This is a genomic window from Pseudoalteromonas sp. Angola-7 (assembly GCF_028599255.1).
In the GTDB taxonomy this organism is placed as follows: domain Bacteria; phylum Pseudomonadota; class Gammaproteobacteria; order Enterobacterales; family Alteromonadaceae; genus Pseudoalteromonas; species Pseudoalteromonas atlantica.
Window position 1 is genome coordinate 286,890 of the sequence record NZ_JAQREL010000004.1, and the last position, 18,243, is coordinate 305,132.

At 39.6% G+C, this 18,243-nt stretch carries 17 protein-coding genes; 11 read left to right on the forward strand and 6 right to left on the reverse strand.

Annotated features, from left to right (window positions below):
* Positions 1-468 precede the first annotated feature (468 nt).
* The 5 genes from PSH50_RS08340 to PSH50_RS08360 all read left to right on the forward strand — a co-directional run bounded on the left by PSH50_RS08340 (position 469) and on the right by PSH50_RS08360 (position 5,087).
* The gene (locus PSH50_RS08340; protein WP_273586550.1) at positions 469-930 is read left to right on the forward strand and encodes a hypothetical protein; all 462 of its coding nucleotides are present in this window, start codon (positions 469-471) and stop codon (positions 928-930) included.
* A 105-nt stretch (positions 931-1,035) separates the two neighbouring features.
* A complete protein-coding gene (secD, locus tag PSH50_RS08345; protein WP_273586551.1) occupies positions 1,036-2,874 on the forward strand; it encodes a protein translocase subunit SecD in 1,839 nt (612 codons plus the stop codon).
* Positions 2,867-3,799 carry a protein translocase subunit SecF gene (gene secF, locus PSH50_RS08350; RefSeq protein WP_273586552.1) on the forward strand — a complete coding sequence of 311 codons (933 nt, stop codon included), beginning with the start codon at positions 2,867-2,869 and terminating at the stop codon, positions 3,797-3,799. Before secD ends, secF begins: the two co-directional genes overlap by 8 nt.
* Before the next feature lie 118 nt (positions 3,800-3,917).
* A complete protein-coding gene (locus PSH50_RS08355) occupies positions 3,918-4,394 on the forward strand; it encodes a GreA/GreB family elongation factor (protein WP_273586553.1) in 477 nt (158 codons plus the stop codon).
* Between the two features lie 198 nt (positions 4,395-4,592).
* Positions 4,593-5,087 (forward strand): transposase, encoded by a 495-nt coding sequence (locus PSH50_RS08360; protein ID WP_273586554.1) that lies wholly within the window; start codon positions 4,593-4,595, stop codon positions 5,085-5,087.
* Between the two features lie 156 nt (positions 5,088-5,243).
* On the opposite strand, the gene PSH50_RS08365 is transcribed toward PSH50_RS08360, so the two are convergent.
* Positions 5,244-5,585, reverse strand: coding sequence for a zinc ribbon domain-containing protein YjdM (locus tag PSH50_RS08365; protein WP_273586555.1), 342 nt, complete (start codon positions 5,583-5,585; stop codon positions 5,244-5,246).
* Between the two features lie 305 nt (positions 5,586-5,890).
* On the opposite strand from PSH50_RS08365, the gene PSH50_RS08370 reads away from it, so the two are divergent.
* Genes PSH50_RS08370 through PSH50_RS08380 form a run of 3 tightly spaced genes read left to right on the forward strand, consistent with a single transcriptional unit; the run spans position 5,891 to position 8,929 of the window.
* On the forward strand, positions 5,891-7,285 hold the full coding sequence (locus PSH50_RS08370; protein ID WP_273586556.1) for a RimK family protein: 1,395 nt from the start codon (positions 5,891-5,893) through the stop codon (positions 7,283-7,285).
* A gap of 4 nt (positions 7,286-7,289) precedes the next feature.
* Entirely contained in the window at positions 7,290-8,399 is a 1,110-nt protein-coding gene (locus PSH50_RS08375; RefSeq protein WP_273586557.1) for a GNAT family N-acetyltransferase/peptidase C39 family protein, read from the forward strand.
* A 17-nt stretch (positions 8,400-8,416) separates the two neighbouring features.
* Complete coding sequence (locus tag PSH50_RS08380) at positions 8,417-8,929, forward strand: MgtC/SapB family protein (protein WP_096739680.1); 513 nt, start codon at positions 8,417-8,419, stop codon at positions 8,927-8,929.
* Between the two features lie 44 nt (positions 8,930-8,973).
* Here PSH50_RS08380 and PSH50_RS08385 read toward each other — a convergent pair whose 3' ends face one another.
* The 3 genes from PSH50_RS08385 to PSH50_RS08395 form a co-directional block, all read right to left on the reverse strand.
* Positions 8,974-9,906 carry an EAL domain-containing protein gene (locus tag PSH50_RS08385; RefSeq protein ID WP_273586558.1) on the reverse strand — a complete coding sequence of 311 codons (933 nt, stop codon included), beginning with the start codon at positions 9,904-9,906 and terminating at the stop codon, positions 8,974-8,976.
* Between the two features lie 42 nt (positions 9,907-9,948).
* The gene (locus tag PSH50_RS08390; protein ID WP_273586559.1) at positions 9,949-10,200 is read right to left on the reverse strand and encodes a hypothetical protein; all 252 of its coding nucleotides are present in this window, start codon (positions 10,198-10,200) and stop codon (positions 9,949-9,951) included.
* Positions 10,201-10,275: 75 nt separating this feature from the next.
* Positions 10,276-11,286, reverse strand: coding sequence for a GlxA family transcriptional regulator (locus PSH50_RS08395; RefSeq protein ID WP_054982430.1), 1,011 nt, complete (start codon positions 11,284-11,286; stop codon positions 10,276-10,278).
* A gap of 124 nt (positions 11,287-11,410) precedes the next feature.
* On the opposite strand from PSH50_RS08395, the gene PSH50_RS08400 reads away from it, so the two are divergent.
* Positions 11,411-13,318, forward strand: a complete 1,908-nt coding sequence (locus tag PSH50_RS08400; RefSeq protein ID WP_273586561.1) for a beta-ketoacyl synthase — start codon at positions 11,411-11,413, stop codon at positions 13,316-13,318.
* Positions 13,319-13,650: 332 nt separating this feature from the next.
* Positions 13,651-14,676, forward strand: coding sequence for an energy transducer TonB (locus tag PSH50_RS08405; protein WP_121637411.1), 1,026 nt, complete (start codon positions 13,651-13,653; stop codon positions 14,674-14,676).
* Positions 14,677-14,736: 60 nt separating this feature from the next.
* Here the strand turns inward: PSH50_RS08405 and PSH50_RS08410 are convergent, their stop codons facing one another.
* The gene (locus PSH50_RS08410; RefSeq protein ID WP_273586598.1) at positions 14,737-15,921 is read right to left on the reverse strand and encodes a DUF1624 domain-containing protein; all 1,185 of its coding nucleotides are present in this window, start codon (positions 15,919-15,921) and stop codon (positions 14,737-14,739) included.
* 169 nt (positions 15,922-16,090) lie between these two features.
* On the reverse strand, positions 16,091-16,507 hold the full coding sequence (locus PSH50_RS08415) for an MgtC/SapB family protein (RefSeq protein ID WP_004587826.1): 417 nt from the start codon (positions 16,505-16,507) through the stop codon (positions 16,091-16,093).
* Positions 16,508-16,735: 228 nt separating this feature from the next.
* Here PSH50_RS08415 and PSH50_RS08420 point away from each other — a divergent pair, with 228 nt between their 5' ends.
* The gene (locus PSH50_RS08420) at positions 16,736-18,229 is read left to right on the forward strand and encodes a BCCT family transporter (RefSeq protein WP_121637413.1); all 1,494 of its coding nucleotides are present in this window, start codon (positions 16,736-16,738) and stop codon (positions 18,227-18,229) included.
* Positions 18,230-18,243 lie beyond the last annotated feature (14 nt).

The window sequence follows — 18,243 nt, forward strand, 5'->3', positions numbered from 1 at the left end:
AATCCCTACAAATTTAAAAAATGCACCTACATTTAATGACTATCCTTTTAAATTTATTTAAATATCTCGCGGTATAGTTTTGATTTTAAAATGTATATAGTTAATTAATATCTTTTTAATATGCAGGTGCAATACTAAAGTGCTGGTTTTGCTGTTCTATAATTTCTACCTTTATTTTTTGCTTCAATAGATTTATAGGTGCCTCTTTGGTACGTCCGGCTTAGAAAGTGCGTTAAAAGCGCTATATAATCCAAAAAAGGAACAAAAAATTGCACAGACATATATAGTTTTGGCTTTGCTAATCAAAAGTATCAATAGCTCAGTAGGGGAGTCTCAATAACTCTAAATTAGCAAGTACGAGGTAAGTTTTGTGTTGTAGTTATCTTACAAGATAATTTATGTAATGCATTGTATTTTAAATACTTGCCCATATATACTACTCATCCCTTATTTTAGTTTGACGCAACCATGTTTAACGTTCGTGTGTTTATAACTGCTTTTTTGCTGTTTTGTGCGCTTTTTAGTGTTCAAAGTAGTGCGCAGTGCGCAACACATAAATTAAACACTGCAACCACCTCATTGAGTGTGTTTGCTGATAGCGTTGAGTTAGCTAAAACGCTGCCTATATCAACATCAGTAAAGGGAAGTGAGCACAAAAAAACACATCAAACAGGGTTTGACGCTCATCAACCTAGGTTAACGGCTAGTAATTCTTCGTTATTTTTACATGTCGCGCAAAGTGAGCCTGAATACGACGTTGTATTTGAATTTTTCGCACACACCCTTTTTAGAGAAATATACCTAAGCCCCAACGCTTTTATTGCCCAACAGCCATGGTATACACTTGTAACACATAGCAAAAAGTCGCGACTCAGCGGCTGGAAAGACGCTAATTTACTCTTTACCGCCGTAAGTACCTACCACGCTTAATTTTCTTATTTAATTTTTATTAGGTTTTAACGTTTTACGTTTAAGCCTTGAGATTAATTGTGCTTTTAAAAAGTACGTTGCCGGTTCTGGTAATAAGGAAACACCATGTTAAGTGTAAAAAAAGATCACAAGCCGTTTATGGCTAAATTTAAATTAAGCTATATAGCCATGCTTATTGTGCTGGTTTTATTAGCCATTAGCGCATTACCCAACTTATACCCAAATAAATCGTGGTTACATGTAAGCAATGCACCTCATAGCGAAACACAAGTTGTGCCAAGTACTAATGCATTAGTTACTTTTTTAAATAACCAAGGCTTAAAAGTTGAGCAAGGGCTAAATAATCAAACATCTATAAATATTTTGTTAAACGAGCCAACTAAAAGCGCACAAGCGCAAGCGGCTATAAAGGCGCAGTATCGAAACACGCAAGTTAAAATTGTAGAACATGTAACGAGCCCACTTTGGCTGCAAGAGTTTGGTTTATCGCCAATCAAATTGGGACTAGATTTAAACGGCGGTGTGTTATTTGTACTCGACGTAGATTTAGATAAAGCAATTGATGAGCAATTAGTCAGTGCGTATCAACAAGCAAAATCAATTATTATTAAGCAAAAAGCGCACGGCCTTAAAGTGCTGCAAACAGGGCACGGCTTTGAAATAAATGCACACCCAAATGGAGCGAAAAAGCTTACCCCGGTAATCAATGAGCTACAAAGTCGATTTGCTAATTTAGCAGTTTCAACAACAAGTAATGGTGATATTAAAAATGCAAAATTCACCTATTCAGAGCAAGGGCGAAGCAGCTTTGATAAAGAAGTTATGAGCCAAACGCTCACAACGCTTCGCTCACGCATAGAAGAATTAGGCATTACCGAAGCCGTCACTCAGCGCCAAGGTAAAAACCGTATACGCATAGAGCTACCTGGCGTGCAAGACCCAACAGAGGCAAAGCGCATTATTGGTGCAACTGCATCACTTGGGTTTTATCAGTTAAAAGAAATCGGTGGTAAAACATTTGATATGCAATCTGGCGGGACCATCAAACTTGACCCTGTGCCAATTTTTACCGGTGAGCATATTAATAACGCCACCATAGGGCGCGACGACTGGGGTAAACCCCTTGTGCAACTTAGCCTTGATGGACAAGGCGGCGATGCGATGTCGTCGTTTTCAAAAGCGAATATTGGTAAGCCTATGGCCACGGTTTACTCTGAGTACTCTCAAAACGCTAAAGGTGAAACCGTTAAAAAAAGCGAAGTTATAAATGTGGCGAATATTGCGCAGCATTTAAGTTCACGTTTTAGTATTACCAATATGAAAAGCCAACAGGCAGCGGCCGACCTAGCACTATTATTACGCGCAGGCTCGCTAACTGCACCGGTTACTATTGTGCACGAGCAAACAATTGGCCCAAGCCTAGGTCAAGAAAATATAACTAACGGCTTGGCCGCATTGATGCTGGGAATGGGTATTACACTTGCCTTTATGGCAACGTGGTATCGCCGCTTAGGACTTATTGCAAACGTAGCGCTGTTATTAAACTTAACGTCGCTTGTGGGGCTAATGTCGTTATTACCAGGGGTTGTGTTAACACTTCCGGGTATTGCCGGGCTGGTACTCACCATTGGTATGGCGGTAGATACCAACGTTATTATATTTGAGCGAATAAAAGAAGAGCGTAGAAAAGGCCGCTCTGCTTATCAAGCTATTCAAGAAGGTTACAAGCAAGCCGCTAACACCATATTTGATGCCAATATAACCACCATGATCACCGCGCTTATTTTATATGGAATAGGTTACGGCCCAGTCAAAGGCTTTGCCATAACATTGGCACTTGGCTTAATAACCTCGGTATTTACTGGCGTGTACGTATCAAAAGTACTAAGCCAAACGGTATATTTAAAAATGGCTAAAAAAGCAGGAGTAAATGCACATGCTTAACACTTTTTTAAAGGGCGAGGCGGGTACACGTCTGCGTTTTTCGGGCATGCTTTTGAGCGCCATACTTGTACTGCTATCGGTATTTACGCTTAGTCAAAAAGGGCTTAATTTTGGACTCGACTTTACCGGTGGTTACCTAACAGAATTTACCACCAGCCAAGGTGTTGAGCTAAAACAGCTTGAGCAATTTATTACTAAAAATCACAATGGTGAGTTTGAACTAACCGCACAAGGTAATAATCACTTTCAACTACGCGAAGCGCCCAGCGGTTCAACAGCAAATAGTAGTGATTGGCAAAGCGCCATTACACAAAATGCAGACATTAACGCCGAGGTTTTATCATCAGCATATATTGGCTCGCAAGTGGGTGATGAACTGTTTGAACAAGGTTGTTTAGCGCTATTTTCAGCCATGGTTGCAGTAATGCTTTATTTAGCTGTACGGTTTGAATGGCGTTTAGCTGTTGGCTCTGTGGTTGCGCTAGTGCATGATCTATTACTGGTACTGGGGCTATTTTCGCTATTAAGTATTGAGTTTAATTTAACCGTACTTGCCAGTTTGCTGGCCATTATAGGTTACTCACTTAACGACTCTATAATAGTAGGCGATAGAGTACGCGAGCTTTTACGTGTTAAATCTAATAATGCGCTTAGCCCCGCAAGTATTATTAACAACGCCATAAAAAGTACCTTAACGCGTACGCTTATTACATCGGGTACCTCACTTGCTACAGTTGCAAGTGTTTGGCTCCTCGCGGGCGCGCCATTACAAGGCTTTGCCATCGCGCTATTTACCGGCATTGTAGTAGGTACGTTCTCATCTATTTGTATTGCCGCCACGTTACCCGAACTATTAGGGTTAAGTGCTAAAAATTACGAAGAAAAACAAGATGCAGAAACGCAAGCGTTGCTCGATATGCCCTAGCAATAAATGCTTTTAAAAATCTGCATTAAAACACAGGCGCTTAAAATAATGGTTTTAAGCGCCTTATAACGTTAAAATTAACCACATAGTTTACAGCATTGGTTTTTAGCGCTCCCTCATGAACAAAGCCCACGTAATTGAACACCTTAAATTTGCACTCGAAGCACAATTAAACAGTGCAAAACAAGCAGCAAAAGCCGCGCACGACGCCGCCACTCACGAAGAAAGCGTTGCAGAAACGCAGTACGATACCCTAGGACTCGAGGCCGCTTATTTAGCACAAGGGCAAGCCGAGCGTGTAAACGATTGCTACAAAAGCATTAAACAATTTGAAGCCATTTTTAAAGAGCCCACTCACAATAAAGTGATTATAAGTTCTCTCGTTTGCCTAGAAGATGAAAACGCCCTACAAAAATGGTTTTATTTAGGCCCAGCCGCAGGCGGGTTAATGGTTGAAGTAAAAGGACAAACTATTCAAGTTGTTACAGCCGAAGCACCACTAGGTAAACAACTTTTAGGCAAACAACGTGATGATGAAGTAAGCCTAACCATTGCAGGCAAAAACCACGAATACGAGGTAGTAGAAATTTTATAAAACACTAGTTTTATATGTAGGTCGGATAAGCGAAGCGCCATCCGACAAAACCATATCAATACAATAAACGCTTATACTTATAAATTAATTGTCGGATGGCATGGCTTCGCCATTTATCCGACCTACGTCAATGTTGTATATATCCTAAATTTGCGCTTTATTTGTCTAATGCGTAACAAATAATACAATGGATATGCAATGCAATATCGTCGTAATTATGTAAAAGGTGGGACGTACTTTTTTACAGTTAATTTGCTCGATAGGAATAAATCGTTGTTGGTTGAGCATATCGATTTATTAAGGGAGTCTATCCGTTTTGTTAAATCTCAAAGGCCATTTTATATAGATGCATGGGTTGTGCTGCCCGATCACCTTCATGCAGTTTTAACTTTACCAGATGATGATGTGGATTATTCGAGTCGCTGGCGAGAAATTAAAAAGCGATTTTCAAAATCACTCCCAAAGACAGAGTTTTTAACTCAAACACGGAAACGTAAAAATGAACGTGGAATTTGGCAGCGCCGTTTTTGGGAACATACTATTAGGGATGATAATGATTATTTGCATCATGTTAACTATGTTCATTTTAATCCGTTAAAACATGGCCTAGTTAGTCAAGTAGCTGATTGGCCTTATTCAAGTTTTCATAGAGCCGTGAAACAAGGCATTTATGCAAATAATTGGTGCGGATAAAAAATATAAATATTTCGTAGGTCGGATAAGCGAAGCGCCATCCGACAAAGCTATAGCTTCATAATACACTTTAATTTTGTACAAAAGTTTTTGTTAAATGAAATAATTTCGGCCTTTATTACGCGTCGGATGGCATGGCTTCGCCCTTTATCCGACCTACGAGTTAGCTTTTTTCACAAACTTTGCTGTTACCATCATTTCGCCAATACCATCTACTTTGCAATCTAGCTCGTGATCTTTTTTATCAAGAACACGCCTTACGACCGCTTTGGTGCCAATTTTAATGACTTGTGAGCTGCCTTTTATTTTTAAATCTTTGGCTACGGTTACTTTATCGCCATCAGTAAGTTGGGTGCCGTTGGCATCTTTAACTGAAATTGCGTCTTCATCGCTTGTACTATTTGGGTTCCATTCATAGGCGCATTCAGGGCATATAAGCAGTTGCTGGTCTTCGTAAACATATTCAGATTGGCACTGTGGGCAGGCAGGATGTGACATTTTTAACGCTCATAAAATATTAATTTTGCGTATTTTAATCTGCATTAATAGGAAAATATAGTTAATCAATATTTTTTATCTTCACGCTAAAAATATCTCGTTTGTGTGTTTTTTAAAAAGGGCATATAAAGCAGATGTCGCTTAAGCAATTTAAGCGCTAACACTTACAGTAGGTATTTGTTAAAGCACCCATCGTATTAAGTGATACGCGCAATGCCCACTTAGTACGATGGGTGTTTCTATTTATAGTGCTGAGTATTTTATTATGCATGCTTTTTATATTTCTGACTTAACTAGGAAAAGTCGTGTTTAAAACCTTAATAGTGGTTGATAACAACGAGCAAACACTTGCTCAATCGTTCGACAATGTAATTACGTTTAATAGTTACTTACGTGATTACCCAAAACATAATGAACCTAAAACCCGCATTATTAATTTATGCGACTCAAGCCAATACTTGAGTAAGGGTTACTATTGCTCTTTGCTTGCAGAGGCGCGTAAACACCAAGTGTTACCCAGCGTTAAAACAATAAACGCGCTTCGAAGCGGTCAAGCTCCTATGTTAAATATTGGCTCGATTGATGGCGAAATTTACTTTGGTAATGCCTTAAACGAGCTACAAAGTAAAGCGGCTAAATCGGTATTTAAACAATACCCAGCGCCTATTTTATTTGTAGATCAGCAAGGTTTGTTACAGCAAGGTTCGCTTAGCTCTTTAAGCGATGAGCAATATGGCAATTTTGTAGAAAAACTAAATACGTTTACCCAAACACAGTGGCGCATTGGTACTGTGCAGCGCCGTTTTAGATGGGATATGGCAATCCTTGTTGATCATAACGAAAAAGTACCACCGAGTGATAAAGACGCCATTGCCCGTTTTATAAAAGCAGCGGCTAAACATGGTATTAATGCGCAAGCACTCAGTTTTGATGAAATAGACAATATTGCCCAGTTTGATGCGTTATTTATTCGCCAAACTACAGCAATTGACCACCCAACGTATCGCCTTGCTAGTAAAGCGCAAAGCCTTGGTTTAGTGGTTATTGACGATGCTGAATCTATTTTACGTTGTTGTAATAAAGTGTATTTACACGATGCGTTTAATTATCAAAAAGTGCCGAGCTTAAAAACGGTTGTAGTGGCTGATCAATCAGCGCAAACGCTTGAGCAATTAGAAGAGTCGTTTACCTATCCGCTGGTTTTAAAAATGCCTGAAGGGTCGTTTTCTAAAGGGGTGTTTAAAGTTGCAAACCGCAGTGAGCTTGAAGCTAAGCTAACCGAGCTGTTTGAATATAGCGCATTGGTACTTGCACAAGAATACATGTACACAGAATACGATTGGCGAGTAGGTGTATTAAATGGCCGCGCTATTTATGCGTGCCGCTACTTAATGGCGCGTAATCATTGGCAAATTTATAATCATGATGCTAAACGGTTTTTCTCTGGTGGTTTTGAAACGCTACCTACCTTTGAGTTACCAAAAGTTGTGTTAGATGCCGCTTTAAAAGCATGTAAAACTGTGGGCAAAGGCTTATATGGCGTAGATGTTAAAGAACATCAAGGCAAAGCATATGTGCTTGAAGTAAATGACAATCCAAGTATTGATCACAAAGTAGAAGATGGCTATTTGGGCGACGAGCTATACATGATCATTATGGATGAATTTAAACAACGTTTAGAAGCGCGAGGCCGTGGGTAATAACATGCGTAACCTTGTTATTCGACAGGCACTTAGCAGTGATTTAAACGCATTGATTGACGTTGAAAATACTTGCTTTAATAACGATAAATTGAGCCCGCGTAGCTTAAAGCGCTGGTTAAATGCTAAGCACGGTATTTTGCTCGTTGCCGATAATGGCGAGCAAGTATGCGGCTATGGGCTGGTGTGGTGCCATAAAGGCACGCGTTTAGCGCGTTTATATTCGCTTGCTGTAAAACCCACAATGCAAGGTAAAGGCATTGCTAAAATGTTATTAGCTGAGCTTGAAAAACAAACCAGTGAGCGTGGCCGGCTTTACTTACGTTTAGAAGTGGCCGTAAATAACGAAAGTGCGATAGGGCTTTATAAAAGTTTGGGTTACAGAGTGTTTGGCCAATATAGCGATTATTATGACGATCACAGTGATGCACTGCGAATGCAAAAAAATATTCGCCAAACGAGTGAGCTTAAAGTAGCGCGATTAACGCCGTGGTACCAACAAACTACCGAGTTTACCTGTGGGCCTGCTGCGCTATTAATGGCAATGGGGGCACTTAAGCCAACAACTAAGCTTAGCCAATCACATGAGCTGGCACTTTGGCGCGAAGGCACCACCATTTTTATGACATCGGGCCACGGTGGTTGCCATCCGTTTGGTTTAGCGTTGGCGGCTAATAAACGCGGCTTTAAAAGCGAGGTAATGGTAAATACCACAGAGCCTTTGTTTTTAGATGGTGTACGCAGTGAAAATAAAAAAGTGGTGCTTTCAACAGTACACCAACAATTTGTAGAGGGTATAGCGCAGGCAAATATACCGCTTAGCTATAAAGATGTAGAGCTTGAGCATATTGAACAGTGGTTAAGCCAAGGCTTTAGTGTGCTGTTACTAATTAGCACATACCGGTTTGATGGTAAAAAATCACCTCATTGGGTGTGCGTTACCCACCTTGATGACCACTGCGTGTATGTTCATGACCCATTTTGCGAGCCAGGCAGTGACAAACAGCTCGCAATAGATTGCCAGTACGTGCCTATAGCGCGCAGTGATTTTAGTAAAATGTCAGCATTTGGTAGCCAACGTTTAAGAACCGCGGTGGCCATTGCTAATAATTAATAGGTTTTAAGTAAAGAGTGACTTTTTTAGATTTAATTGATGTAGCCCCTTATTCGTGGGCAGCCATTGGCACCGCCGCTTTTTGCGGTGCAATAATTGGCTTAGAACGGCAATTGCGCGGTAAACCTGTGGGTATTCGTACCTCAGCGCTCATAACGCTGGGCACGTATTTGTTTTTATCAACCGCGTTTAACTTACAAGGCGATGTGATTGATCATTCTCGTGTAGTGGGGCAAATAATTACAGGTATTGGCTTTTTAGGTGCAGGTGTCATGCTTGCAAAAGACGGCGCTGTAGTAGGGGTAACCTCTGCTGCAACCATTTGGGTGCTTGCCTCAATTGGGGTAATGATTGCCACCGACAATTTAGGTGCTGCCATTAAAATTTCGGTGCTGGTGGTTGGTATTTTATACGGTGTAGATGTACTGGAGGCAAAATTTAAAAGCCTAAGCAAAGGCGTACACACTAAAGTAAAAAATTATCAAAAACGTTACTACCGAAAAGACTTTAACGACCCAGAAAGCCACTGATTTAACGCCACTAATTTAGTGGCGTTTTTATATGAGTGTATTAACTAAAGCGTGACTGCTTGGTACTCTATTGCCTCGTTAATAGGTGCAGGGCGACCAATAAAATAGCCTTGTACGTTATCTACTTTTAGCTGCCTCAATGTGAAAAGCTCTTCTTTATTTTCGATGCCTTCAGCTACAATCGTACAATTAATTGCTTTTGCAAAACCACATAATGCTTTTGCGAGTAAAAACTTTCTTTGGTCGTTATTTATATTTTCAGTCAGGCTTATATCAAGTTTTATAATATCGGCTTCTAGCTCCAGTATGTGCTGAAAAGACGAAAACCCAGCACCTACATCGTCAATAGCTAATTTTACGCCTTTATTTCTCAGTGGCTCAAGTGCCGCGCGCATAGCTTGGTAATCTAAAATAGGCGAGTGCTCTGTGACTTCTAATATAATGCGGGTGCAATCAACGTTTTGTAATACATTATTAATTGAGCCCGATAATATATGTGCAGGGGATGTATTTATAGTCACGTAGGTATGTGGAGCAAGTTCATCCATACAATGCAGGGTGTTTTGTATAGCAAGAATTTCCAGTGCTTCACCTAGCCCTAAGTTGTCGGCATCTTTAAACCATACATCGGGGGTTTTGTAAGGTTGAGTAAAAAAGCGTGAAAGCGATTTATAACCCGATAGCCGATTCGTCGCTAGGTTAAAAATTGGCTGAAAATAAATAGTGATGGCATTTGTTTTTATAATATTTTCTATGAGTATTTTTGTTTCATTACTTATGATCTCTGATTGTGATCTTTGTTCAATGAGCTCGGTAGCAAGCTCTGAAATTAGTTTTAAAAAAGCCAGATCTCTATCATTTAAATCGTCATCAAATGTGGTTTTATAACAGCAAAAGGTACCGTACGTTTTGCCTGATGCTAAAACAATCGGCACACCTATGTAAGCGCCTATATTTAATTTTTTGGTGACCGGCATAACCTTAGTAATAGGGTGTTTATGTGTGTTAGGAATTATTGGTTAAAGGTCGTTGTCTGAAATTTTTTTACAGTAAGTCTCACAAATAGGATCTGAATTACCTACTGATACGCAGTGGTTATCGGTATGATTATCGACCACCTTAAAAACCCGATCTGTTTGTGTAAATTCTGATATAAACGCCACATCCATTTTAAGATGTTTGCGAACAAGCGAAAGTAACCTTAATAACTTTTCGTCCACTGAGCCATTATTTTGTTGTTCAAAAAGATGCTGCTTTATTTCATCGCTCATACAATAACCTAGCTAGGATTTTAGCTAATAGTGTAATTTATATAAGGAAAAAAGCCACTTAAATGCAGCTTTGTATTAGCCAAATAGTTTTCTTCGCACTACTTTTCTGTACTCGCTTGGCGTTTGGCTAAGCACTTTTTTAAATACGCGGGTTAAATGACCTTGGTCGTTATAGCCGACCTCAAGTGCTACTTCTTGAATCGTTAAATTAGATGAAGCTAATAACTCTTTAGCGCCTTCTACCCGTAATTGTTGCCAATACTCTATAGGGCTTTGATTAGTTGCAAGCTTAAAGCGGCGGGTAAATGTACGGTAGCTCAAACTAAATTGGGCAGCTACTTCTTGTAAGTTTAACTCGCTGGCTAAATTAGTTTTAAGCCAAAACTGAATTTGCGCTATGAGTTCATCTGGATGGCGGTCAACCGCGCCTTCAAGGTAGCGCTGATCTTCGTATGGTTTACGTACTTCGTGCGAAAAGTTACGCTCTACATGTTGAGCTGCTGCTTTGCCATAGTATTGGCTAATAATATGAACGATTACATCGGCAAGGGCATTTAAACTTGCCACCGTATACATGCGCTCTGACTGGGTGATAAAAAAGTCGGGCTTTAAGCGCACTAATGGGTAGTCATGGCTAAATTGTTTGGCGTAATGCCAATGGGTTGTTGCAGGGTGCCCATCAAGTAAGCCTGCCTCTGCAACTAAGCAATTACCCGTGCCTACACCAATTATATGACTGCCGGTTTCAAAGCTTTCTTGTAGCCATTCCACCACTTCTTTATTAGTACGTACGACCGGACGAGGGTTTCGCCATATACCGGGCACAATAATTAAGTCGTTGTAGGGCGCGTTGTGTGTGGTGCAGTCGGGGACTATGGCAAGCCCAGTACGGTTTTGTATTGGCTCATTATTTTTAGCAATTAAATTTATACTAAGCGGTCTAAAATCCGTGTGGCTTAAATGGCCTTTTGCATAAGCCTCACCGGCTCTTAGCATTTCAATAGGCAGTGTTAAACTGGTAATAAGTAAATGCGGGTACACTGCTATGGCAATATTTAACGCTGGGTTTACTGATTTTTTATGCATGTGAATGCTCCGACCAGTACTTTTTGGCCTTTAATGCTGAATATTTGGCTATTAAAGCACAAAACTCTGTGGTTAATCCAATTAAACTGTTTGCTTCTCCAATAACACGTTTTAAAGGTTAATTATGACTGCATTACCCGTAATAGTAGGCATGGGTGGTATTAACGCCGCTGGCCGTACTTCTTCTCATCAAGGTTACCGCCGTATCGTGTTAGACGCATTAAACGCACAAGCTCGTAGTGAAACATTTTTAGGCCTCGCCACATTAATGAACTTAGTACGCGTTGTTGATGGTCAATTACAAGACACAAACGGTAATAATGTTGAGCAAAGCGACATAGAAGCACGCTTTGGTGAGCAAATTATTGCTGGCACACTTATTCGTAAAATTGAAAAAGAACATTTTGACGCAGATGCCACGCCTTGGCAGCAAAAAATGACGTTAAAGTCCTCTGATGAAAACGCAATTGTATTTGAAACGCGCGCACGCGATTTACCAACCCCAGTGCCTGCCAGTTGGAAAGTACAAGAGCTTGAAGGCAAAAAAGTAAAAGTGACTATAGCGGCAGAGCTAGATGTAAAATTAGATTCTACCCGTGATAACCCAATTAAATCGGCAGGGCAGTTTCCTACCGGGTTTGATCCATCAATAATGTATAATAGCCGTTACCAGCCACGTGGTTTGCAAGCCACTATATTTGCAGCAAACGATGCTATTAAGTCAACTGGTCTTGATTGGCAACGCATAATGAATAGTGTAGAGCCAGATAAAATTGGTACTTATTCAGCCTCGGTTATTGGCCAAATGGACGACAAAGGATTAGGCGGTTTAGTTAAAGCACGCCAGCAGGGCGATCGTGTTAGTACAAAGCAATTAGCACTTGGCTTAAACACGATGTCGACTGATTTTATAAACGCCTACGTTACAGGTAATGTAGGTACTACGTTTTCTACCTCGGGTGCATGTGCTACATTTTTATATAACTTACGCGCTGCAGTAAACGATATTCAAGCAGGGCGAACCCGTGTTGCGGTAGTAGCAAGTGTTGAATGCGCTATCACGCCTGAAGTAGTTGAAGGCTTTGGTAATATGAGCGCCCTTGCTAATGTTGAAGGCCTGCGCCGTTTAGATAATTTAAGCAGTGAACAAGAGCCAAATTACCGTAAAAGCAGCCGTCCATTTGGCGAAAACTGTGGCTTTACATTAGGTGAAGGCGCACAAGTGGCCATTTTAATGGACGATGCGTTAGCACTTGAACTAGGTGCAGATATTATGGGCTCAGTGCCTGATGTATTTGTAAATGCCGATGGTATAAAAAAATCAATCACCTCACCGGGTCCGGGTAATTACATTACCATGGCTAAATCTGCAGCGCTTGCAACAAGTTTATTAGGTAAAGAGGCGTTACAAAAGCGCAGCTTTATTTTAGCGCATGGTTCTAGCACGCCGCAAAATAGAGTAACAGAGTCACTTATTTATCATAAAGTGGCACAAACGTTTGCCATTGATAGCTGGAAAGTGACGGCGCCAAAAGCTTATGTAGGGCATACAATTGCCCCCGCCAGTGGCGATCAGCTCGCTATTGCGCTGGGTGTATTTAGTCATAATATTATGCCGGGTATTACTACCATAGATAAAGTTGCCGACGATGTTTATACTGATCACTTAGATATACGTAACAGTCATTACGACTGTGGCGACATGGACATAGCCTTTATAAACTCAAAAGGTTTTGGCGGTAATAACGCCACTGCAACTGTACTTAGCGCTAAAGTAACACTACAAATGCTTGCTAAGCGCCATGGTGAAAAAGCGATGAGTGATTACGCTGATAAAAACACATCCGTTGTTGCTGCGCAAAATACCTATAAAGCGCAAGCTGACCTTGGAAAGTACGAATTAGTATATCGTTTTGGTGATGGCGCGATTGACGATAACGACATTGTAATTGGCGAGGACGGCATAGAGCTTCCTGGTTTTGATAAAGCAATTTCGTTTAATACAACCAACTCCTATCAAGATATGTTTTAAGCACACATACTTGAATCCAAAGGCGCTGTTTAAGGCGCCTTTTTTTATGCCTGTGTTTTTTATAAAAACCATAATAATACCAATCCGTAATACTCAATCATTTTGTGCGGCTAAACATGTCGCTACCTGCGTTAAAATTCTCAGTTAGAATAATTAAATAGCCAACTTTTTTTCCTAGCTACAAACACGTTCTCCAACCTTAAAATAGATCACTTAATAAAGCGGATTGGTATAAAGTTGATTAAAAAATGACGTGTTTTTTATGGATTAACTTGCATTTATGGAGTACCTTTGTTTTTATAATAGAAACATAATCTAGGATGGATATATCGATGAAAAAACTTTTATTAGCACTTTCTCTCGCTTCAACCTTTACTCACTTATCAGTATCAGCAGATGATTTTGTAGCTGCTGAAATTATTAATAAAAATTACGACCAGCTCACTAATACCTCGCCGCGTGCTTCAAGGTTAGAAGGGATTAATTTAAGTAGCTACGTGGTTGATGAAAACGGCCAAGTGAGTGATATCGAAATTGTGGCTTCGCTTGGTCAAAAAAAATATCAACGAGAAGTTCTCGATTATGTTTCTAAGCTTAATTATAAAAGTGCACAGATAAATGGCAGTGCCGTGCCTACGGCGAAAACTATTACGGTAAGCTCGCAAAATGTACATGCTAGTTTTTCGAACGATCAGGCATCCCCGGCGTTTTTTGACGATTATGAGAAAGCCAGCCAGCTTATTGATGATAAAAAGTACGATGAAGCTAAAACGTATATTACTGAGCTTGAAAACGAACACACTAAAAACACAGTCGAAATAGTTTTACTGGCTTGGCTTAAAAGCCAACATAGCTACTTTGTGCAAGATTGGAAAAGCTTTGATAAGTCTATTTATGAAGCCTTTTTGTTTAGAGATAACTTACCGGATCAAATAAAAAAACGCGTTATTAAAAATGCCTTACAATGGTTTATTTCAAAACAAGACTACGTACGTGCTTACGATGCAATTGATGCATTAGGCGATATTGAATCAATAACGTTTAGCGAGGAAAATAGAGCGCAATTACTTGCACAAGTGAATGACATTTATAAAAATTCTGGCGCTATAAATCAGCAAATAACGCTTGAGTCTGAAAAAGCGGTTTTACCTTTACTTTCTAAAGGTACGGTTGAACTAAGCGCGAGTAAACCGTTATCTAAAGTACAACTTCGCTGTGAAAACAAAGTCGTTAATTATAATACCAACGAGATTGATAAAATATTAATTTCAAAAAATGATATTCGTTGTGGGCTATTAATTAAAAGTGCACAGGCGCAAACGGTTACTTTAAAACAAACTGGTGAAAGCTTTTTATAAAGTATTTTATTGGTAATAAACATTTAAATAAAAACCCCACAATATTATGTGGGGTTTTTGTTATATATACTTAGCAATTAGAGTGTGCTTATTATTGCGCTTCCAGCCTAAATAGCGTTTTGCAAGTAAAGTGGTTAAGCCTATAACCACAGCTATAAATAACAAAGTTGCGCCATAACTCATACCGTACCCCGGTGGAAGGCCTACTAATGTGTCACCGTATGTCATATCGCTAAAACTAAGTCCTAAAACAGGGATAAGCAACCAAGCGACAGCATGCAATAAATATAAATGTGTAAGGTATGAGAACATACTGGTTTTACCAAGCACTTGTAAAAAGTTACGAGAAAAGTCGGCTTTAACATGGCTTAAAAGTTTAAGCGCAATTAGCCCAAGGCCTACGGTTAGCAACATAAATTGTAATGACAGTGGGTATTTAGTCGGGTTTAAAAACGACATAACAGTATTAATAGTATTGGTATGAATAGTAAATACTGAAGTGTCGCCGTATAAATTAAAACCGCGCAGCACAGTGTATAAAGCAAGGCAGCTTGCACCTAATATAGCTGCATAATTCATCACCTGGGCTTTGTACTGGTGTTTTTTATAACATACTCCCGCGCAGTAAGCTAAAGCCATTAAACCTACAATGGGCGCAACTGGGTAAGTTGTTCTCATTTTTAAGCCCAAAGGTAGTTCAAGTACATTTTTTTGATGTGCAATAGACCAAAGTGTATGTGCAAGCGTATTTGGCTCAAAGCTTACGCCATCAAATAGATTATGGCCAAACACCAACAATAAAGCACTTATTAGCACTGCATAAGTGCCTAATAAACGTAATAAGCCTAATATGACAAATCCCCAGCCTATTGCCCAAATGACCTGTGCGTACAACATTGGAAAAGCGGGGTTAAAGCTCCATGACCACGAAACAATGGTGAATTCAAAAATGATTAGCACCAATCCACGGACAATTAAATTGTAAGAAAATGCCTTAGTTGAAGCGTATTTATGCTCAGTAACAGCTGCTGAAAGGCCTGCTAAAAAAACAAATAAAGGGGCACAAAAGTGCGAAATAAAGCGGGTGAAAAAAGTAACAGGGCTGGTACCCGGAACCGCCATAGGATCGGTTACTGAGTAATTAAGACAATAATACATACCATGGTCAATCACCATAAATATAATGATAATGCCACGCAATAAATCAATATGATGTAACCGAGGGGCTGTAGAGTGAGACGACATCATTAAGCTCAAATACGTTGTATAAATTTGCCGATATTATATGTTATATAGTATCGTCATGCGAGCTTGAGCGCTTTTAAGCGCCTTGATTTATTACATTAATTTAGGTTGCAGTAGTTACTCACAATTTATCTTCTTTTTAGTAATTTCATAATGGTACACCTTAGCATTACTTAAACTTTTTAATGTACCTCAGTGTTATAAAATTAATGATAGCTAATAAAATAGCAATTTCGTAACGGCTGTAGGCAACCGCTATACCAATTAAACCCATATTCCATATGCTTGCTGCTGTTGCGGTACCCGATGTAGATTTATTATTTTTTAAAATTGCACCACCGCCAATAAAGCCTATGCCGGTAATAATCCCTTGTAGCATTTTAGATTGCGCTTCTGCACCTTCTAGCACTGACATAGCAATTACCGCATAGCCGCATGAGGCAACTGCCACAAGTGGAAAAGTCCTTAACCCTGCGCCATGGTGGCTTCGCTCCCTGTCGTAAGCCATAGGCAGTGCGAGTATGTAGGCAATGCCAAGGTGTACTAAATTATCGATGATTTCGTTCCACTGTAAATCAATTTCCATAATGGTCTCTATTAGTTAAGGGTATAAACTAATAGCAACCTACAGGCCAGCTTATTTTATTGTATAAATTCAATGTGTTAAATTTAAATATGAGAGGCGTTAATTGATTAATTGGTAACATTTACATAGTTAATTTACGCTTTTACAGATAAACGCTGCCTATTCGTTTAATTAATTATGCAAAGTGCGTATTATTTTATTATTAAACATTAATAAACAGTATTTCACTTGCCTTTACATACAACCAAGCTTGAAAAAACAGCGTTATTACTTTGCCTTACTCTTTGTGCTATTGCATTTTTGGCGCCTCAATTACTTACTAATTATTTGCAACCACTTATAAATAACGCCTTAAGTTTTTTAGGGGCGCCGTTTTTTTTGTTAGTAAATTTTTTATTAGTTGCAGTCATCGTTATTGCCATAAGCCCGCTTGGGAGACGAAAAATAGGCGGTGACAATGCCCGTATTGAATTTGGCTTATTTGGCTGGCTTTCTATGCTTTTTGCAGCAGGGATGGGGTCCGGTTTAATTTTTTGGGGAGTTGCAGAGCCTGCGTTGAATGTAGTCAACTCTCCTTTAAAACATACACTTTACCCTGACAAAGTAAGTAGTGCTTTAGCGCTGACGTTGATTAACTGGGGGGCGCATGCGTGGGCTCTTTATGCTGTATTTGGGCTTGTGTTAGGTGGCTTAACAAAAAACAGTCATTGCAGTGGTGATATTAGCGCACCGGTAATCAGTGCATTAAAAGGCGCAATAAATATAAAATACCAAAACAGGCTTACCTTTATTGTTAAATTAGTGGCCGTGCTCGCCATTTTTTTTGGTGTGGTTGGGTCAATTGCAAACTCTACGTTATTGCTACGCAAGGGAATTGAAATAAACCTAGGGATAGAGTCCGCGCTTGTATCTGGTTTTATCATAATCAGCTTAATTGTATTGCTGTATACAATATCGGCCAAGCTTGGGCTTAAAAAAGGTATTCAAACGCTGAGTAAGTTTAATGTTTGGCTAGCTTTTTTACTTTTATTGTGGCTGCTTTTGTTAATGCCCATACAGCCTATAATGGCTATTGCCATTGAGGGCACAAGGGATTACCTACGGCTTATTTTTACAGGGGCATGGCAATTACAAAGCCAACTTAATAACCCCGAGTGGGCAAATGGCTGGACCTACAATTATTATTTTTGGTGGTTAGCGTGGGGACCTTTTGTTGGCGTGTTTTTAGCTAAAATTAGCCAAGGCCGACCAGTGTGGCAATATATATTGGGCGTAGTTTTGCTACCTACGCTTGTGACTATTGTGTGGTTTAGTGTGTTTTCGGGCTCAGCTATCGCATGGGATAAAACCTACCATGCCGGTATTTTAGATGCCATTAAAGCCGACTATACCCAAGGGCTATTTATATTTTTTCAGCAGTTAGGCTGGCAAGGCGCCGTACTTATTTGGTCAAGCTTGTTATTGTTGCTTATTTTTGTGGTTACCTCAGCCGATTCGGCCATATTAGTAATACGTGATTTAACAAATAGCAAAAAGGCAAAAGCATGGAGTATTTATGGTTGGTCACTCGCGCTTGGGCTTTGTGCCTTTATTTTACTGGTACAAAATAATGAGCCACTAAACAGAACCATTGCTATTATTGGCGCTTTACCGTTTTTAGTTATTTTTATTTTGCAGCTGGTGGGCTTTATAAAAGAGTGTATAAGTGAATTTAAGTATTAGGGCTTAAACCCATT